The following is a 19,284-nucleotide window of genomic DNA, read 5'->3' as shown; positions in this document are numbered from 1 at the left end:
GGGGGCTCGATATGCGCCATCCATGGCGCATAACGGTCCCGCCAAGCCACCCACACCGCCCCGTCGACAGCGGGTCGGTGCTCATGGGAACAACAACGGCGTTCAGAGCGAACGTTGGCTGTCTCAGCGAATGCTCTGCCTTTGCCTGCCTCGACCAAAACGGAAGAGCGAATAGCTGACAGCAGTGGTCGTTCCGCTTCAAACCTCGCACGACGCAAACAGATCCCGGTCACGTTCATACACCGACGTCTTGACCTGCATCAGTCCGAGTACCGATGGGAACAGATTGTCGTGATCGGTGTAGTTGCCCGCGCGCTCCCGCACGCAGGCCAGGTTGAGCCCACGGTTGGCCGCGAAGGACGGCGAGAACCACATCGTCATCGGCACGTGGGTCTGCTCCTGCGGGGCGATCGCATACGGCACGCCGTGCAGATACAGGCCCTTCTCGCCCAGCGATTCGCCGTGATCGGAGAGGTAGATCATCGCCGTGTCGTAGTCGTCCATGCCCTTCAGCGTGCCGATCGTGCGCGAGAGCAGGTGATCGGTGTAGAGCAGCGCGTTGTCGTAACTGTTGGTGATCTGCGCGCGGCTGCACTTGCCCAGGTCCGGGGTGTCGCAGGTGGGGGTGAAGCGGCGGAAGCGCGCCGGGTAGCGCTCGAAGTAGCTCGGGCCATGGTTGCCCAGTTGATGCAGCACCACCACGCGGTCGCCGGGCCTGGCGCGGACCTGGGCGGCCAGGTCGTCGATCAGGATCTCGTCCATGCAGCGCCCGTTGGCGCACAGGGTCGGGTGCTTGGCATCATCCAGCGGCTGCATTTGCAGGCCCTCGCACACGCCCTTGCAACCGGACTGGTTGTCGCGCCACAGCGTGGCGATGCCGGCGTGATCCAGCACGTGCAGCAGCGACTGGTGCGCACGGATCTTCTTTTCGTCGTAGTCGTGGCGCCCGTAGGGCGAGAACAGGCAGGGCAGGGAGACTTCGGTGCTGGTGCCGCACGAATGCATGTCCGGGAAGTTGATCACCCCGGCCTGGGCCAGTTCCGGCGTGGTCTGTCTGGCATAGCCGTTGAGGCCCCAGTTCTGTGCGCGTGCGGTTTCGCCCATCACGATCACCAACAGGCGCGGGCGGCTGCCGACCGCGCGCGGGGTGGCCTTGGCATCGGACCCGATTGGCAGTTTCGGGGCGCGCTGGATCGGGTTGTCGCCGCGCAGCGCCTTGGGCAGGCCGAGCAGGACGTTGCCGGGGGTCGCCAGGTAGCGCACTTCGCGCTGGTTGCGCATCAGCGAGGACATTTCCTGGAAGGACAGCATCGCCCCGCCGAAGGCGATCAGCGCCGACAGCAGCAGAAAACCGATGCGCCACAGCAGCGCCGCGCCCAGCGTGCGCCGGCGCAGCTGCACGCGCCACAGCAGCAGCATGGGGGCGAGGGCCAACAGCAGCAGCGGCAGGATCAGCGTCGGGGTGATCAGCTCGCCGCTTTCCTTGTGATCGGTTGCCAGCACGTTGCGCAGCATGTCCGCATCCAGATAGATGTGGTAACTGCTCATGTAATGCGCAGCCAGTGCGGTGCCGATCAGCAGCACACTGATCACGACCTTGGCATTCCAGCGCCAGACCAGCAGGCCCATCAACAGACTGTGCGCGCCGACCAGAAACAGGAACAGCGAGAGCGCGAAGCCGATGCTGCCCGGGTGGGTCGCCATCGCGCTGTGCCAGAACAGCCCGTTGCAGGCCAGCGCGAAGAAGACGCTGGTGAGCAGGATCAGGGTCTCGGTGGTGCACTTCGGGCGCCACGTACGCAGGGTGGCCAGTACGGGAAAGCGCGCAGCGCGTGGGAGGGTGGCGCTCATGCCGCGTCTCCCTGCGCACTGACGGTTACCGTGCTGGGTCCGCGCAGCCGGATGCGTTCAACCAGCAGGTACAGGCCCAGCGATACCGTCCAGCAGATGGCCAACGTCCACAGGTCATGCGACAGGAAATGCGCACCACGCAGTTGTTGCGAGAACCCGAACACGCCGCCGGCCAGCAGGCCGACCGCCAGGCCGCGCCAGCGCCAGGCGGGGCGCACCATCAAGGCGAAGAAGTACAGGCTGACCCACGCAAAACCCGCGCTGGAGTGCCCCCCGGGGAAGCACACCCCGCGCGGCATGCCCGGTGGGCGTGTGGCGAACAGGCCGATGAACTCGCGGGTGCCGCCGTATCGGGTGAGATCCCACGGGCAGTCCATGTGGGTCAATGACTTGAGCAGCGAGACCAGACCGGTGCCCAGCGCGACCGCCAGCACCAGGTACAGCAGCGGCCAGCGCCACGCGACGGCGCGCTCACTGCGCCAGGCGTGGGAGCACAGCACGATCGCCACGAGCGCCGCCGCACTGCTGGCCCATTTGCCGGCCTGATGGATCAGGTGAGTGGTGAACCAGGCGTTCTGCAGCGCCCACTGCTGCCCTTCCAGGCGATACCACTGGTCGGCCAGCCATTGGTCGCCCCCGGCGCCCATCAGCGCAGCGCTGACGAGCAGGGTCAACGCCAGCGGAGCCCAGAGGTGCTCGCGGAGGAAACGCGGCGTGGCCGACGCAGCCGGCGTGGAGGAGAGCGCAACGGTGGACGCTGGGAACATGGACAAAGGGGCCGGCGGGAGATTCCGGCGCCATGGTCGTCAGCGGGTTGTCGGAGAGCGGTCGGAGCGATGTTGGCCGCCGGTTAAGCGCGACCTTCCGTTCAGTCTTCCTCGTCCTGCGCGGTGTCGGTAGCCGTCACGGCGGCATGGCAGTCCGCCTGCCAGGCGGTGCCCGGAAACAGCAGCCAGCGGTTGCGGTTGGTGCTGCCGATCTCGATCACCGCCGACGGGTCCACGCACGGGCTGATCGCCTCATCAAGCACCAGCAGCCAGCGGCGCTGCGGGGCCTGCGCCACCCACGGACCGGCGGCCTGCCATTGCTGCTCCCATGGCGTCTTGAAGCCGAAATCGGTCACCGGGCGGTCGGCCTGCAGCAGGTTCTGCTCGCGCCAGGCCACTACGCCCAGCTCCGCCTGCGGCCCGATCCGCGCGCCCACCCGCTGCATCACGGCGGAGGCGGAGCTGTACGGATCCAGCGTGGGCATCAACACCCAGCCGTACAGATTCCAGAGCAGGAAGGCGGTCGCCACCACCAGCGCGCCCGCGCGCCGTTGGCGCCACCACAGGGCCAAGGCCAGCAGCGCCACGCCGAAGGCGATCAGCCAGCCGCCCAGCACGGGCAGCAGCGCATCGGGCATGGCACGTCGGGCCAGCTGGAGGTGCGCCCACGCGCTGCCGCTCCAGAGCTGTGTGCCGATGTACAGCGCCGCCGCGCCCAGCACGGCGACGTACGCCCACAGCAGCCAGCGCAGCCCGGCCCGGCGCAGCAGCCCGGGCAGCAGCGGTGCGGCGGCCAGGCACAGCGCGGGCAGCATCGGGAAGATGTACACCTCGCGCTTGCCCGGGCTGGCGCTGAAGAAGACGAGTACCAGCAGCGCCCAACCCAGCAGCAGCCACCAGCGTCCGTCCAGGCGGTTGAGGCGGCGCCACCACGCGGGGATCAGCGCCGGCAACAGCAGGCTGCCGGGCAGCCACAACGTCGCCATCACCTGCAGGTAATACCACGCAGGCTTCACGTGGTGCCAGGCGTTCGCGTAGCGGGTGCCGGTCTGCTTGAACAGCAGTTCGCGTGCATACGCATGCAGTGCCGGATCGGTCGCGTTGAGCAGGGCGATGCCCAACGGCGCCAGCCAGACCGCCGTGCCGAGCAGGAAGGCCGGCAGCAACCACCACAGATCGCGTGCGGTGCCCGGCGGCAATGCCGTGCCACGGGCGCGCCAGCGCCACAGGGCAAACGGCACCAGCACCAGCAGCGGCAGGAAGCCGACGCCCTTGGTCACAGTGCCCACCCCGGCAGCGAAGCCGGCCAACCACAACGCCGGGCGGTTGCGGCCCTCCAGCAGGTGGCGCAGCAGCCCCCACAGCGACAGGGTGGTCATCGCCACCAGCACCATGTCGATCTGGGCCCGTTTGCCCATCAGGCCGAACTGCAGGCAGCTGAACAACGCGAGCATGGCCCACCAGCCGACGCGCCGGGTCCACAGCCGCCGGCCCAGATCCCAGGTCAGCCACAGCGTAAGCAGCGCGGCCAGCAGCGAGGGCACCAGAAAGGCGAGGGCCCAGCCGCCGAACAGCTGGTGGCTGGCCGCCTGCATCCACATGAAGACCGGCGGTTTTTCCGCATACAGTTCGCTGCCGCGGTGCGGCAGCAGCCACTGGCCGGACTCGACCATGGCACGCGCGGCCAGCACGAAGCGCGGCTCATCCGGCGGTGAGGGCTGGCGCAGGCCGATGCCGGCCGCCAGCGCCAGCAGCAGGGCAAGGCAGACCAGCACACGCGACCAGCGCCGCAGGAAGAAGGATTCGATCACGCCCAGGCTCGTCGGCAAAACAGCCACTGTCTCCCCGACAGCGTAGGAAAAGCGTCGTAAACCACCCCATTGCGACCGGATTCCGACACGGTTCCCGCTACCATGCGTTCAACCGGTCACGAGAGTCTCCCATGCGGCTGCTGGTCATTGAAGACAACCGTCAGCTGGTTGCCAATCTATTCGATTATTTCGAGTCGCGGGGCCATGTGCTCGATGTCGCCCCCGACGGCGTGACCGGCCTGCACCTGGCCGTGTCGCAGCCCTATGACGCGCTGATCCTGGATTGGATGCTGCCGCGCATGGAGGGCCCGGAGGTCCTGCGCCGGTTGCGTGCTGACCACGGCTCGGAAGTGCCGGTGATCATGCTCACCGCACGCGATGAGCTGCCGGACAAAATCGCGGGGTTTCGTGCGGGTGCCGATGATTACCTGACCAAGCCGTTCGCGCTGCCCGAGCTGGAAGTGCGCCTGGAGGCACTGATGGTGCGTGCCAAGGGCCGCAATCCGCGCAAGGTGCTGGAAGTGGCCGACCTCAAGCTGGATCTGGCCACGCTGGAGGCGCAGCGCGACGGCAAGGCGCTGCACCTGTACCCGGCCTGCCGCAAGCTGTTGGAAGTACTGATGCGGGCCAGCCCGGGCGCGGTGACCCGCCAGCAGCTGGAGTTCGCGCTGTGGGGCGACGAGTTGCCCGATGGCGATCTGCTGCGCTCGCATGTGTACGAACTGCGCCGCAGCGTGGACGGCCCGTTCCAGCAGAAGTTGATCCACACCTTGCCGCGGGTCGGCTACCGCCTCGGCGTGTCGGCTGCGGACAGTTCCGATGAAGTGGCATAAGCGCGCGCCCAAGCCAGCGCCCATGCACCGGCGCATGGTGTGGTGGCTGCTGGGCTACCTCGCGCTGATCTCGCTGGCGGTATTCAGCGTGGGCAACTACGTGCACGAACACGCCGAGCACTCGGCATGGCGCGCGCTGCTCAACTCCGAGCTGGACAGCATCGTCAACCACATCGAACACGAGCCGCATTACCGCTGGCAGGATTCGGACACCCTGCGGCTGTTCTACATCAACGGCAGCCCGACGGTGCCGGAGAGCCTGCGCACGCTGCATCCGGGGCTGCACGACGGTGTGGAGGTCAACGGACGCGCCAGCGCGGTGATGGTCCGCGAAACCACGCAGCTGGGGCGGCTGGCACTGGTGCTGGACATCAATGACTTCCATGAGCTGGAACAGTTCGCCACGCGCTGGGTGCTGCTGGCCGGTGTGCTGATGATCATCGTCACCGTGGTGATGGCGTCTTTCGGCGTCGGTCGCCTGGTACGGCCGCTGAGCTCGCTGGCCCGGCGCATCGACGACCTGCGGCCGGGTGTTCCGGGGCAACGGGTGGAGGTGGACCCACGGGCCAGCTCCGAGCTGTACGTGATCGCCAACGCGCTCAACGACTACCTGGCGCGCAACGAACAGTTCGTTGAACGCGAGCGGATCTTCATCAGCACGGCCAGCCATGAGCTGCGCACGCCGATTGCGGTGATTACCGGCGCCGCGGAACTGGCACTTGGCCAGCCGGACATTCCCGACCGCGCCCGCCAGCAGATGCAGCGGGTGCACCGCACCGCGCAGGGCGTGGAGCAGTTGATCCAGTTGCTGCTGGTGCTGGCGCGCGACCCGGCGCGGCTGGCTGCACTGGGCGAGCGAATTCCGCTCGATCTGCTGGTGCCGGACATCATTGAAGACCATCGTCACCTGATGGGCGACAAGGACCTGCGCATCGAGATCGACGGCCTGGCGCGGGTGGATATCGTCGCGCCACTGGGCGTGGTCCAGGCGGCGATCGGCAACCTGCTGCGCAACGCGATCGAGAACAGCGGCCGCGGCACCATCCACATCCAGGTCTCCGACCAGGCGGTGGTGACCCTGCAGGATCCGGGGCTCGGCATGAGTCCGGAAGAGATCGCGGCGGTGCATGCGCGCATGGCCCGGGGCGACCGCAACGAACAGAGCGGGATCGGCCTGGAGCTGATCGCCCGGCTCTGTGAACACCTGGGCTGGGCGCTGCAGATCGAGCCCTGTGTCCCCCGGGGCACCTGCGTGATCCTCGATCTGGGGGCCTCGCTGCCCGGGCGCAGTGAACGTCCATCGCTGCCGGCGTCGTGATCGTCCTGCTCGCTGCGCCGCAAAGTGTGGTGTCGTGAAGACAATGTTAAGCTCCGGAGGCGCCGCTCTATGCGGCGCTTTTTTTTTCCCTTCGATCGACAGAGGATGGCTTGATGCCGACCGAACCCAGTACTGCCCTGATCACCAATGACATCGTCGGCCTCGGCCTGATCGCCGCCACCCTGGCAGTGATCTTCTGGGCCGCCAGCGGCCCGACCCCGATCCTCAAGAAGATTTTCGCGTGGGTACCGGCCCTGCTGCTGTGCTACTTCATCCCGGCCATCTACAACACCGCCGGCCTCATCGACGGCCACAACACCCCGCTCTACAACCCGATCGCGCGTGACGTGCTGCTGCCCGCCGCGCTGGTGCTGCTGACCCTGTCGATCGACCTCAAGGGCATCATGAAGCTGGGGCCGAAGCTGCTGGTGATGTTCTGCGCCGGCACGCTGGGCATCATCCTCGGCGCCATCGTGTCGTTCCAGGCGATGTCCTGGATCCACCCGGCCACCGTGGCCGGTGATACCTGGAAGGGCATGGCGGCCCTGGCCGGCAGCTGGATCGGCGGCGGCGCCAACATGGTGGCGATGCGTGAAGTGTTCGGCACCGATGCGACGACGTTTGGCCAGTTCGCCGTGGTCGATGTGGCCTGCGCGAGCCTGTGGATGGCGGTCCTGCTGTTCCTGGCCAACCGCGCCAAGCAGATCGATGCCCGCAGCGGGGCCGATACCCGCGCCATTGATGAGATGAAGGAGCGCATCTCGGCATACGAAGCACAGAATGCCCGCATTCCGAGCCTGACCGACCTGATGGTGATCGTCGGTGTGGGGCTGGGCGGCGTCGGCCTGGCGCATGCCATCGCCGCGCCGCTGAGCGGCTGGTTCAAGGCCAATGTGAGCTGGGCCAGCCAGTTCAGCCTGGACAGCGCGTTCGTCTGGGTGGTGCTGCTGTCCACGGCGCTCGGCCTGGGTCTGAGCTTCACCCGTGTGCGGCGCCTGGAGTCGGCCGGTGCCTCGCGCCTGGGCACGCTGTTCCTGTATTTCCTGATCGCCTGCATCGGCATGCAGATGGACCTGCTCTCGCTGCTCGAGCGGCCATGGCTGTTCGCGCTCGGCGCGATCTGGATGCTGACCCACATCCTGGTGCTGTTGATCGCCGCCAAGCTGCTGCGCGCGCCGCTGTTCTTCTTCGCGATCGGCTCGCAGGGCAACATCGGTGCAGCGGCATCGGCACCCGTGGTCGCCGCCGCGTTCCATCCGTCGCTGGCGCCGGTCGGCGTGCTGCTGGGCACCGTGGGCTATGCCACCGGGACCGGCCTGGCGTATGTGACCGGCCTGATCCTGAAATGGATGGCCGGCGCGTAAGCGCGCGCCGCGTTGTCGACTCCCGAGGCGGCCTTGATGGCCGCCTCTTTTTTTGGCGGCTATGACCCGCTGAACGCCATGGGTCTGGGACCCAGGTCACGCGCCGGTGTCAGAAGTGGCTGCATTTGCCATGAAGTGTGAAAGGCGTACGGGATCGCCCTGGCACCGCCGCGTAAGGTCCGGCGCCATGCACTGTGCCGTGCGCCGAACGCGCATGGCATGGGTTCTTTGTCGACGGCAGTCGACACCTGTCAGGAAGCACGATGAAGACCAAAGACGTGTTGATGTCGGTGATCACCGCCGGCGTACTGATGTTCGCTTCTGTGTCCGTACAAGCTGCCCCGGGCGAGCGAGGAAGTGTGCATGCCGTGGCCGATGCAAGTGCACGCGATGTGGCGGCGTGGCTCGGGCAGCCGGCACGGGCCGACGCCCTCGTCGATGCGCTGGCGGAGCACCCCGAACGCGGGCTGCCGTTGACCGCGGTCCTGGCCGAGAGCGATCCGGGTGGGAACAGCCTGGCGTCGCGGATGCTGTCCGAACGCGATGATCTGGTCCGCCAGTACAAGGGCCTGCCGGCCGCAGATCGTGGGTTGCTGCAGGTCCGCAGCTTCGTCCCGGCAGGGCAGACACTGGCGTCGGTGGCGCCTGCCGATCTCTGGGTATCGGTGCTGCCCAAGGGAAACGACCGCACATGGACCTCCCTGGTGGCCTACGACCGGCACGGGCGTCAGCATCTGCTGGATGCGCAGGTGGCCCCGACCTTCCCGGTGCTGATTGTGGACATCGATACCGGGCAGGCGGTCCAGGAAGGCATGGCCCTGATCAATGCCGGGTTGCAGGCGAGGGGACTGCAGTCGGCCGATCGCCTCACGGTGGCCGCCGATGGAGCGACCTCCCTGGATGTCACCCGGCTTGACCGTATCCGCCTGGCCAATGACGGCGAGCCGTGGGCGCTGGGCGGCGCGGAAGTGTTCGCCGTGGTCTCCGGCCTGCAGACAGGCGAGGCAGAGCCTGAGATGGCCACGGTGTCACTGCCGTACCTGGACCATGACAAGACCGATTACACCCCGGGCCAACCGTTGGTGATCTGGGGCAACTACCGGTTCGATACCGCCAACGTGCAACTGTTCGAAGACGATGGCGACACCAATTACAAGGACCTGCTGATCGCCCTCACCGAAGGCGTGAAGCTGGGGCTGGGTGCCTTCGCCCCGGAGTATGCGGTGATTGCCGAGATCGGCGGCGCGATCCTCAAGGCCATGCCGAGCGGCTGGTTTACCAACGATACCGACTACCTGGACAGCTTCTATCTGCTCCAGCGCGGTAAGACCTATACCGGGCGGATGGGCGCGGCGAACAATGCACAGGTAACGTTGAGCCCCCTCACGCTCCAGTAAAGCCGGCCGCGCTGGCCGGCTGCCCCTGAGGCCTGTCGCAGGCAGTGGCAAACGCGACCCGACAAAAAACGGCGGCGCTTTCGCGCCGCCGTTTTCGAGTGCCGCTGCCGGAGGTCAGCAGCAGCGCCCCCCGTTCTTGCCGCTGTAACGCGCCTCCTGGCGCTCGCGGAAGAATGTCTTGTAGTCCATCGGCACGCGGTCCGGATGCTTCTCCAGCACATGCCGGACGTAGTTGTCGTAATCAGGAATGCCGCAGCACAGCCGTGCGGTCTGCACCAGGCGCCGCCAGATGCGGCGGTGGGCCTGGTACTGACCAGCGGGGACGAGTTCAGTACTCATCACAGGTCCGCCATCTGGTGCGGCTCAAGCGCCACGTACGGGGTTTCCTTGTCGGTGCGCTGCGGCGTGCGGCGGGCCAGGAAGATGGTCTTGATCGCGTAGAACAGGATCGAGAACACCACGAACAGGAACAGGACGGTCAGGCCGGTGTTGACGTAGGCGTTGACCACGATCTGATGCATCTGGCCGACGGTCTTGGCCGGGGCGGTCAGCGTGCCGCTGGCGATCGCATCCTGGTACTTGTGCGCCTGGGCCAGGAAGCCCTGCGCCGGGTTGCTGTCGAAGATCTTGATCAGGCCGGCATAGGTGGTGCAGATCAGCAGCCACACGGCCGGCACGCCGGTCACCCAGGCGAAGCGGTCACGCTTCATCTTGAACAGCACCACGGTGCCGAGCATCAGCGCGATACCGGCCAGCATCTGGTTGGAGATGCCGAACAGCGGCCACAGGGTCTGGATGCCGCCGAAGGGATCCACCACGCCGGTGTAGAGCAGATAGCCCCACAGCGCCACGCAACCGGCGGTGGCGATGATGTTGGCGGTCCACGATTCGGTCTTCTTCAGGGCCGGGATGAAGTTGCCCAGCAGGTCCTGCAGCATGAAGCGACCGGCACGGGTACCGGCATCGACCGCGGTGAGGATGAACAACGCTTCGAACAGGATCGCGAAGTGGTACCAGAACGCCATCATCGCGTTGCTGCCGCTCGGGATCGCTTCGTGCAGGATCTGCGCGATACCCACCGCCAGCGTTGGTGCACCACCGGCGCGGTGCAGGATGGTCGGCTCGCCGATCGCCGCGGCCGTGGCCTCCAGCTGCTCGGGGGTGATGATGAAGCCCCACGTATTGCTGATGTAGGCCGCAGCGGAGACCGCATCCGGGCCGATCACGGCCGCCGGTGCGTTCATGGCGAAGTAGATGCCCGGGTCGATGATCGAGGCGGCCACCAGCGCCATCACCGCGACGAACGATTCCATCAGCATGCCGCCGTAGCCGATGTAGCGCATGTGACGCTCATTGGCGAGCAGCTTGGGCGTGGTGCCCGAGGCGATCAGGGCATGGAAGCCGGAGACCGCGCCGCAGGCGATGGTGATGAACAGGAACGGGAACATCCCGCCTTTCCAGACCGGGCCGTCGCCACTGGCGGCGAACTGGGTCAGGGCCGGCATCTTCAGTTCCGGCATGACGATCAGGATGCCGATCGCCAGCGCCACGATGGTGCCGATCTTGAGGAAGGTGGACAGGTAATCGCGCGGCGCCAGCAGCAGCCACACCGGCAGCACCGAGGCGACGAAGCCGTAGCCGATCAGCATCCAGGTGATCTGGATCCCGGTGAAGGTGAAGGCCGGTCCCCAGACCGGATCGGCGGCGACCTTGCCACCGAACCAGATCGCGGCCAGCAGCAGGATCAGGCCGACCACGGAGATCTCGCCGATCTTGCCCGGGCGGATGTAGCGCATGTACACGCCCATCAGGATGGCGATCGGCATGGTCGCGATGACCGTGAACATGCCCCAGGGGCTTTCGGCCAGCGCCTTGACCACCACCATCGCCAGCACCGCCAGGATGATGATCATGATCAGGAAGGCGCCGAACAAGGCGATGGTGCCGGGTACCGGCCCCATTTCCTCACGCACCAGGTCACCCAGCGAGCGGCCGTTGCGGCGGCTGGAGAGGAACAGGATCATGAAATCCTGCACCGCGCCGGCCACGACCACACCCACCACCAGCCAGAGCAGGCCGGGCAGGTAGCCCATCTGCGCGGCCAGCACCGGGCCGACCAGCGGCCCTGCACCGGCGATGGCGGCGAAATGATGGCCGAACAGCACGTGTTTGTTGGTCGGGACGTAATCCAGGCCATCGTTGTTGATCACCGCGGGCGTGGCCCGGGTCGGATCGAGCTGCATCACCTTGTCGGCGATGAACAGGCTGTAGAAGCGATACGCGATGAGATAGATGGAGACCGCAGCGACGACGATCCACAGCGCATTGATGGGCTCACCGCGGCGCAGCGCGACGGTGCCTAGACAGAATGCGCCAAGCAGTGCGATGACTGCCCAACCCAGTTTTGAAAAACCTTTCATGAGATTGCGTCTCCCTGGAGATCGTCGTAAGAGTCCGCCTTGGCACTGACGGGGTCAATGCAATGGCGGGGGCTTGCTGCTAGTACTTTGGTCGTAGGGTGGGTGTGGCGCGTGTCTGTGCACGTCGCCGGAACATCACGCTTGGAACAATCGGTTGCGGGCATGACGGTTGGCCGGCGGGGCCGGCGAGGCCATCTTGTTGATCGATCACCGACCCTGGAGTCACCATGAGCAGCCCAACCCCGGTGCGCGTGCTGCGCACCATCCGTGGCATGGCCACCTCCGATGGCGCCGGCGTGCGCCTGACACGGGTGATTGGTGGCCCCTCGCTGCCCGACCTGGACCCGTTCCTGCTGCTGGATGAATTCGGCACGGACCGCGCCGAGGACTACATCGCCGGCTTCCCCAGCCATCCGCACCGCGGGTTCGAAACCGTCACCTACATGCTCGATGGCCGCATGCGGCACAAGGACAACCACGGCAACGAGGGCCTGCTCACGCCGGGCAGCGTGCAGTGGATGACGGCAGGCCGCGGCTTGATCCACTCGGAAATGCCCGAACAGGAATCCGGACAGATGCGTGGGTTCCAGCTGTGGGTGAACCTGCCGGCGCGCGACAAGATGACCGATCCGAAGTACCAGGAGTTCGCGCCGGACCACATCCCGGTGACCGCGCCGGCCGACGGCGTGCAGATCAAGGTCATTGCCGGCCAGGTAGGTGACACCGTGGGGCCGATCGTGCAGCCGGCCACCGATCCGGTGTACCTGGACATCACCCTGGATGCGCGCGCGGGCTGGAGCTACACGCTGCCGGATGGCCACAACGCCTTCGCGTACGTGTTCGAAGGGGGCCTGGAGGTCGGCGAGGGTGACGACGCGCGCCCGGTGGCCAAGCAGGAAATGGCGGTGTTGGGCGGCGGTGAGCAGCTGAGCCTGCGTGCCGGTGAAACCGGTGCGCGCCTGATCCTGGTAGCCGGCCGCCCGCTGCGCGAGCCGGTCATGCGGCATGGGCCGTTCGTGATGAACACCAAGCAGGAGCTGATGCAGGCCTTCGTGGATTTCCAGGAAGGCCGCTTCTGAGGCACGTGGGCACCGGTCGCTGGCCGGCCGGCGCTACCGTGGATGACGGGATGAGTGCGGTGCACTGTCCCGACCTCGTCCTCAGCGCCCGGCGGCGACAGCCGAGGGCGTCAGGTTCATCCCCTGCGCCAGCGTTTGCAGCGAACCCAGTTCGCTCTTGTCGCCGGCGTACAGCGCAATCTGCGCAAAACGGTTCTTGTCGAATTTCACCACAGTGATCCGGCGGGTGTCATAGCCCGGCGGTTTCTGTCCCCCCAGGTCGGGCTGGTACCAGTACAGGGTTTCACCCGCGAAGCTGCCTTTTTCCTGGCGCAGCGCGCGGTTCAACGGCAGCTCGGGATTGCGCGCGCTCAAGGTCAGGCTGAGCACTTCGCGGCCATCGGCGGCGGTGGCCTTGCACAGGATGAAGTCGCGCTGGACGAGCGACTGCCATTGCAGGCCGCTGCTGGCGGGCAGGGACGGACATTCGCTGGTCGTTTGCGCCGCAACGGCGCCGGCAGTGACCAGCAGACACACACATACGACAGCGCGCAGGACGTTCATGGTTCCCCCAAGGTCGATGATCGCGTCCGTCGCTGACAGGCAGTCCGGTGGCCGTCGACAACCCAGGCCGTGGTGGCGCATTCCCCGCGCGCGTACCGGATCACTCGCTGCCGTCAGTGTCGGACGAGTGATCGGGACCTTAACGGAATGTGACTCAGTGTACAAATAACGGTTTCAGGTGAACCTTTCTGCACCGACGCCGGGCGGTCCGGGACCGCCCGGCCACGCCGGTCAACGGGGCGCGGCGCCCATCCACTTGTAGACGATGCCGCCGATCAGGCCGCCCAGCAGCGGTGCCAGCCAGAACAGCCACAGCTGGCTGAGCGCGCCGCTGCCGGCGAACAGCGCCACGGCGGTGGAGCGCGCCGGATTGACCGAGGTATTGGTGACCGGAATGCTGATCAGGTGGATCAATGCCAGCGCCAGGCCGATCGCGATCGGGGCGAAGCCGGCCGGCGCGTTGCCGTGGGTCGCGCCCATGATCACGATCAGGAAGAACGCGGTGAGGACCACCTCGCAGAGGAAGGCGGCGGCGACGCTGTAGCCGCCCTGCGACAGCGCGCCATAGCCGTTGCTGGCGAATGCACCGGCCTGGCTGCCATCAATCTGGAAACCGGGCGCGCCGGAGGCGATCTGCAGCAGGATGAAGCCGGCCAGTGCACCGCCCAGCACCTGCGCCAGGATGTAGGGAAGCAGGTCGCGCGCGGGGAAGCGGCCGCCAGCCCACAGGCCAACACTGACCGCTGGATTGAAGTGCGCGCCGGAGACGTGTCCGAATGCATAGGCGCCGGTCAGCACGGTCAGGCCGAAGGCCAGCGCCACGCCCAGAAAGCCGATCCCCAGCGGATTGCCATCGCCACCGAAGTTGGCGGCCAGTACCGCGCTCCCACACCCGCCCAACACCAGCCAGAACGTGCCCAGGAACTCGGCGGCCAGACGTTTGCCCATGCTCATCGACGTGCTCCAACGTTATGCCCGGGGTGGGCAGGCGCAACGTAGCTGAATCGGGGTTCATCGGGGTGACGGCGGCGTCAACAGCCGACGAACGGTTGGCCGCCGGCGTGTCGGCTCAGTACGAAGGCAGCGGAATGAACTCTTTATCGTCGCCCGGAATCGTGCCGAAGCGGCCGGATTCCCAGTCGTGCTTGGCCTGCTCGATCCGTTCGGTGGAGCTGGAGACGAAGTTCCACCAGAGGTGACGCGGCCCGTCGAGCGGTTCGCCGCCCATCAGCATCGCCTTGATCGGGGTCTTGGCGCGCAGGCGGCCGCGGGCACCGGGTTCGGGAATGATCAGGTGCTGGGCAGGGACGTCCACACCGTCAAGCTGGGCCTGGCCTTCCAGGATGTAGAGCGAGCGCTCGGCGTGGCCGGTATCCAGGTCGATTTCCGCATCGGCGTCCAGATCGATGGCGACGTTGAGGGTATCGGCGAAGACCTTGACCGGGGATTCTTCGCCGTACGCGCGGCCGGCGATGACGCGCAGCCAGGCGCCGTTGCGGCGCTGCTGGGGCAGGGTCGCGGCAGCATGGTGATAGAACGCGGGATCGGTCTCTTCGGCACTCTTCGGCAGCGCCAGCCAGGTCTGCATGCCGTGCAGCGGGTGGTCGTGCTCGCGTTCGACGGCAGGCGTGCGTTCGGAGTGGGCGATGCCGCGGCCGGCGGTCATCCAGTTGACGTCGCCGGGGCGGATGACCTGGTCCGAGCCAAGGGTATCGCGGTGGCCGATGGCGCCGGACCACAGGAAGGTGACGGTGGCCAGGCCGATATGCGGATGCGGGCGCACGTCGATCCCGGTGCCGGGGGAGAGCACGGCCGGACCCATCTGGTCGACGAACACGAACGGCCCGACGCTGCGCGCCTGCAGGGTCGGCACGGCGCGGCGGACCTGCAGGCCACCGATATCATGGATGCGGGGGGCGATGATGGTCGTCATGCGGCGGTCTCGCTGGCGGGGACAGAGCGGGAGCATCGCATGCGGGGTGTGGGGGTGGGAGGCCTGTATCGGTAACAGGTTGTTCTGGTTGTACGCCGGCGGCGGAAACAACAACGCCAGCGTGCGCTGGCGTTGTTGCGATGCTCAGATGACCGGTTCGCGCAGCGCCGGCGAATCCCAGCCCGGGCGCGGGGCGAAACGGTCGCCGTAGCGCTGCTGCAGGACCTTGAGACGTTCGACCAGGGCATCGGCGCCGGTGGCGCGGATGTACTGGATCGGGCCGCCGCGGAACGGGGCGAAGCCGGTGCCGAAGATCACGCCGGCGTCGAGCAGGTCGGCGTCGGCGACGACGCCGTCATGCAGGCAGGCCACCGCTTCGTTGAGCAGTGGCAGGATCAGGCGGTCTTCCAGATCGGCCGGGACCTCGTAATTGGCGGGGACGTCCGGCTTCTGCGCGCGTCCGTTCTCCCACTTGTACAGGCCCTGGCCGTCCTTCTTGCCACGCTTGCCCTGTTCCACGGTCGCCAGGGCCGCCGGCACCTGCAGGCCGAGGAAGGGCGCCAGTTCCTTGCCTACGCCGGCGGCCACATCCAGGCCAACGGTGTCGAGCAGTTCGATCGGGCCCATCGGCATGCCGAACTTCACCGCGGCCTTGTCCAGCACCGGGCCCGGCACGCCTTCGGCATACGCGGTGGCAGCTTCAAGCATGTACGGGAACAGCACGCGGTTGACCAGGAAGCCGGGCGTGCCGGCGACCGGCACCGGGAACTTGCCCAGCGCCTTGCAGAACGAGGCCAGGCGACGCTCGGTCTCCGGCGCCATGCCGTCGTGATGGATGATTTCCACCAGCGGCATCTGCGCGACCGGATTGAAGTAATGCAGGCCGGCAAACTGCGCCGGACGCTGGATGTGGTCGCGCAGTTCGTCCAGCGGGATCGAGGAAGTGTTGGTGGTCAGCAGCGCATCGGCCTTCATCTTCGGCTCCAGCGACTGGTACAGCGCGCGCTTGGCGTCCGGGTTTTCGATGATGGCTTCGATCACCAGATCGGCCTGGGCCACGCCCTCGCCCGCGAGATCGGCTTTCAGGCGCGCGGCCACGGCCGGGCGCTTGCTGTCGTCTTTCACCCGCTTGGCAAACAGCGCCTGCGCGCGTTCCATGGCCGGGTCGATGAAGCGCTGCTCGCGATCCTGCAGGGTCACGTTGAAGCCTTTGTAAGCCGACCATGCCGCGATGTCGCCGCCCATCACGCCGGCGCCGACCACGTGGACGTGCTGGATGCCGTGGTCCTTGCCGCCCAGCGCCTTCAGGCGTTCGGTCAGGAAGAAGATGCGGATCAGGTTGCGTGCGGTCGGGGTGCCGGCCAGCTTCACCACCGCGCGGCGTTCGGCATCCAGACGGGTCTGGATCGGGCTGCCGCCGGTGCGTGCCCAGGTGTTGATCAGCGCGTAGGGGGCCGGGTAGTGCTCCTTGCGCGCCTTGCGGGCGACCTGCTTGGCCATCTGCGGGGCGAGCAGCTTGCGTGCCAGCCAGGTGTTGGTGATCCACGCGGTCGCGCGCTGCTTGAATGGGCGGGTAGTGCCCTTCAGCGCGAGCGACACCGCGGTATCGAGCAGCACGGCCGGTGCGACCACCTTGTCGACCAGGCCGATGTTGCGCGCGGCCGAGGCCGACAGGTTGCGGCCGGTCAGCATCATGTCCATCGCCGCCGGGGCGCCCACCAGCTGCGGCAGGCGCGAGCTGCCGCCCCAGCCCGGGAAGATGCCCAACTGGGTTTCCGGCAGGCCGATGCGGGTGGAGGCATCGTTGGAGGCGACGCGGTAACGGCAGGCCAGGGCCAGCTCGGTGCCGCCGCCCAGGCAATGACCATGGATCGCCGCGACGGTCGGGCAGGGCAGTTCGGCCAGCTTCTGGTAGGTGCTCTGGCCACGGCGGATTGCGTCATTGACGGTGCCGCGGCGGTCGAATTCCTGGAATTCCTTCAGGTCCGCTCCGGCGATGAAGCCGGCCGCCTTGATCGACTGGATCACCACCGCCTTGGGCGGGTCCATCGCGATCCGCTCGATCAGGTCGCCCAGTTCGAGCAGCACGTCCTGCGACATGGCATTGACGCTGCTGTCGTGGCGGTCGAGGCTGAGCACGACGACGCCATCGTCACGGATCTGCGGGTGCCAATGCGAGAAGCGGAGCCCATCGAAGCCTGAGAGCATGGGAACGTTCCATCCGGTTGTGTATGGAGAAGGGGGCTATGATCCAGAGGTTGTTTCCTCCCCGTCAAATCCCTATAGCTGGGGGAGAGATACCGTCGATTCATTGCCTGGATCGGAAACCTTAACGGAACGGTGGTTAAAAGCTGGTGCGGCGCTGTGTGATCGAGCGCTGAACTTTTCCCGGGATTGGCAGTCTCATTGCCCGACGTCGGTTGGGCTGACAGGAGTGCGGCCCCCCATGGCCGAGGTTGAAACACCACAGGAGCTGGACCTGGAGCTGGTCCGACGTGTGCAGCGTGGCGAGAGCGCGGCGTTCGATGTCCTGGTACGCAAGTATCAGCATCGGGTCATCGCGCTGATCGGGCGCTACATCGCGGACTGGAGTGAATGTCAGGACGTGGCCCAGGACACTTTCGTCCGCGCGTATCGCGCGATCGGCAGTTTCCGCGGCGACGCCCAGTTCTATACCTGGTTGCACAGGATCGCCGTGAACACTGCCAAGAACCATCTCGCCGCCCACAACCGCCGCCCGCCCACCGATGACATCGAGATCGGGGACGCCGAGCAGTACGACAGCGGCACCCGCCTGCGCGACACCGACACGCCCGAACGCGAGTTGATGCGCCAGGAACTGGAACAGACGGTGATGAAGGCGGTTTCCGCGCTGCCTGAAGAACTGCGATCGGCCATCACCATGCGCGAGGTGGACGGCCTGAGCTACGACGAAATCGCGCAGAAGATGGGGTGCCCGATCGGCACCGTGCGGTCGCGGATCTTCCGTGCCCGTGAGGCGATCGACACTGAACTTCGGCCGCTGCTCGATGTGGGCAGCGCCACCCGCGAGAAGAGCCGCGCATGAGCCACGATATGTCCAATGATGCTTCCCGGGGCGCGTCCCCCGATAAATTCGACGCCCATTACCGGCAGCAGCTGTCGTCGTTGATCGATGGCGAGCTGTCCGCCGATGAAGCCCGTTTCATGCTGCGCCGGCTGGAACACGATGAGGCGTTGTCGAGCTGCAACGAACGCTGGCAGATGCTGGGCGATGTGCTGCGCGGGCAGGCCTGCGCGCCGGCGCCGGTCGATTTCGCCGAGCGTGTGCGCGTTTCCGTGGCGGCCGAGCCGGCACCGGCGATGCAGGCGCGTGTCGAGCGCAGCCAGGACCGTCAGGAACGGCGTGTCGGTTGGCGACGCTGGGGCGGGGGGGCGGCGTTGGCCGCCTCCGTCGCGGCCGTGGCGATGTTCATGACCCGCGAGCAGCTGCCGGCCCCGGCCCCGCTGGACGCGCCGACCACCATCATCGCCAGCCAGGCCGAGCTTCCTGCCGCGCCGGTGACCGAAGCCTCTGCCGCCGAACAGGCGCTCGCCGTGGCGGCGGTGCCCGCTGCCGCGGTGGCTGCCGCCAGCCGCCGCCAGGAGGTGGCGACGGCACGCCGCGCCAGCGCCAGCGCCACGCGTACCCAGCAGGCTGCGCGCAGCGCCGCCGAGCGCAGTGCCGAGCCGCAGCGGGCGATCGCCAGCCAGGCGCCGTTGGCCCCGGCCATGCCGGCGGCCGCCGCGCGGCAGTTCCCGTTCGGCGAGGTCGGCACTCTGCAGGCCAAGCCTTGGCCGCGCTCCAGTCTGGCCCCGGCCGCAGGTGGCGCGCTCAATGCGAGTTTCTCCACACAGGCGCCGCAGGCCGCGTTCTATCCGTTCGAGCCGCGCCTGCAGGAGTCGGCCGAATCGGCCGAACCCGCGCGCCGGCACCGCGACTGAGCATC

16 protein-coding genes are annotated in these 19,284 nt (G+C 67.1%); 7 read left to right on the top strand and 9 right to left on the bottom strand.

What is annotated here, in order from left to right; genetic code table 11:
- Positions 1–198: 198 nt before the first annotated feature.
- From ABE422_RS09785 to ABE422_RS09775, 3 genes are all read right to left on the bottom strand, one after another.
- Positions 199–1,851: a phosphoethanolamine--lipid A transferase gene (locus tag ABE422_RS09785; protein ID WP_346482882.1), complete on the bottom strand. Its 1,653-nt coding sequence runs from the start codon at positions 1,849–1,851 to the stop codon at positions 199–201.
- Entirely contained in the window at positions 1,848–2,618 is a 771-nt protein-coding gene (locus ABE422_RS09780; RefSeq protein WP_346482881.1) for a phosphatase PAP2 family protein, read from the bottom strand. The genes ABE422_RS09785 and ABE422_RS09780 overlap by 4 nt, the downstream gene beginning before the upstream one ends.
- 101 nt (positions 2,619–2,719) lie before the next feature.
- A complete protein-coding gene (locus ABE422_RS09775) occupies positions 2,720–4,429 on the bottom strand; it encodes a glycosyltransferase family 39 protein (protein WP_346482880.1) in 1,710 nt (569 codons plus the stop codon).
- Positions 4,430–4,560: 131 nt separating this feature from the next.
- On the opposite strand from ABE422_RS09775, the gene ABE422_RS09770 reads away from it, so the two are divergent.
- The 4 genes from ABE422_RS09770 (at position 4,561) to ABE422_RS09755 (ending at position 9,341) form a co-directional block, all read left to right on the top strand.
- Positions 4,561–5,262: a response regulator transcription factor gene (locus tag ABE422_RS09770; protein ID WP_346481452.1), complete on the top strand. Its 702-nt coding sequence runs from the start codon at positions 4,561–4,563 to the stop codon at positions 5,260–5,262.
- Positions 5,249–6,580, top strand: a complete 1,332-nt coding sequence (locus tag ABE422_RS09765) for a HAMP domain-containing sensor histidine kinase (protein WP_313212764.1) — start codon at positions 5,249–5,251, stop codon at positions 6,578–6,580. The genes ABE422_RS09770 and ABE422_RS09765 overlap by 14 nt, the downstream gene beginning before the upstream one ends.
- A 113-nt stretch (positions 6,581–6,693) precedes the next feature.
- On the top strand, positions 6,694–7,944 hold the full coding sequence (locus ABE422_RS09760; protein ID WP_313219090.1) for a DUF819 family protein: 1,251 nt from the start codon (positions 6,694–6,696) through the stop codon (positions 7,942–7,944).
- Between the two features lie 263 nt (positions 7,945–8,207).
- The gene (locus ABE422_RS09755; RefSeq protein WP_346482879.1) at positions 8,208–9,341 is read left to right on the top strand and encodes a DUF3103 family protein; all 1,134 of its coding nucleotides are present in this window, start codon (positions 8,208–8,210) and stop codon (positions 9,339–9,341) included.
- A gap of 114 nt (positions 9,342–9,455) precedes the next feature.
- Here the strand turns inward: ABE422_RS09755 and ABE422_RS09750 are convergent, their stop codons facing one another.
- Together ABE422_RS09750 and ABE422_RS09745 are read right to left on the bottom strand one after the other, a co-directional pair.
- Complete coding sequence (locus tag ABE422_RS09750; RefSeq protein ID WP_019183464.1) at positions 9,456–9,680, bottom strand: CstA-like transporter-associated (seleno)protein; 225 nt, start codon at positions 9,678–9,680, stop codon at positions 9,456–9,458.
- Positions 9,680–11,761: a carbon starvation CstA family protein gene (locus tag ABE422_RS09745; RefSeq protein WP_313211347.1), complete on the bottom strand. Its 2,082-nt coding sequence runs from the start codon at positions 11,759–11,761 to the stop codon at positions 9,680–9,682. The genes ABE422_RS09750 and ABE422_RS09745 overlap by 1 nt, the downstream gene beginning before the upstream one ends.
- A 227-nt stretch (positions 11,762–11,988) precedes the next feature.
- On the opposite strand from ABE422_RS09745, the gene ABE422_RS09740 reads away from it, so the two are divergent.
- Complete coding sequence (locus ABE422_RS09740) at positions 11,989–12,840, top strand: pirin family protein (protein WP_346482878.1); 852 nt, start codon at positions 11,989–11,991, stop codon at positions 12,838–12,840.
- Positions 12,841–12,921: 81 nt separating this feature from the next.
- Here the strand turns inward: ABE422_RS09740 and ABE422_RS09735 are convergent, their stop codons facing one another.
- The 4 genes from ABE422_RS09735 to ABE422_RS09720 form a co-directional block, all read right to left on the bottom strand.
- On the bottom strand, positions 12,922–13,383 hold the full coding sequence (locus tag ABE422_RS09735; protein ID WP_313211349.1) for a hypothetical protein: 462 nt from the start codon (positions 13,381–13,383) through the stop codon (positions 12,922–12,924).
- 231 nt (positions 13,384–13,614) lie between these two features.
- Positions 13,615–14,337 carry an aquaporin Z gene (aqpZ, locus tag ABE422_RS09730; protein WP_346482877.1) on the bottom strand — a complete coding sequence of 241 codons (723 nt, stop codon included), beginning with the start codon at positions 14,335–14,337 and terminating at the stop codon, positions 13,615–13,617.
- Between the two features lie 115 nt (positions 14,338–14,452).
- A complete protein-coding gene (locus ABE422_RS09725; RefSeq protein ID WP_313211351.1) occupies positions 14,453–15,316 on the bottom strand; it encodes a pirin family protein in 864 nt (287 codons plus the stop codon).
- 144 nt (positions 15,317–15,460) lie between these two features.
- The gene (locus tag ABE422_RS09720; protein WP_346463036.1) at positions 15,461–17,524 is read right to left on the bottom strand and encodes a 3-hydroxyacyl-CoA dehydrogenase NAD-binding domain-containing protein; all 2,064 of its coding nucleotides are present in this window, start codon (positions 17,522–17,524) and stop codon (positions 15,461–15,463) included.
- Between the two features lie 238 nt (positions 17,525–17,762).
- On the opposite strand from ABE422_RS09720, the gene rpoE reads away from it, so the two are divergent.
- Together rpoE and ABE422_RS09710 are read left to right on the top strand one after the other, a co-directional pair.
- Positions 17,763–18,383 carry an RNA polymerase sigma factor RpoE gene (gene rpoE, locus ABE422_RS09715; RefSeq protein WP_313219082.1) on the top strand — a complete coding sequence of 207 codons (621 nt, stop codon included), beginning with the start codon at positions 17,763–17,765 and terminating at the stop codon, positions 18,381–18,383.
- Positions 18,380–19,279: a sigma-E factor negative regulatory protein gene (locus ABE422_RS09710; RefSeq protein ID WP_313211354.1), complete on the top strand. Its 900-nt coding sequence runs from the start codon at positions 18,380–18,382 to the stop codon at positions 19,277–19,279. Before rpoE ends, ABE422_RS09710 begins: the two co-directional genes overlap by 4 nt.
- Positions 19,280–19,284 lie beyond the last annotated feature (5 nt).

This window comes from Stenotrophomonas sp. TWI1151, assembly GCF_039673135.1.
Classification (GTDB): Bacteria; Pseudomonadota; Gammaproteobacteria; order Xanthomonadales; family Xanthomonadaceae; genus Stenotrophomonas.
This window is presented reverse-complemented; position numbering and strand designations above follow the sequence as displayed.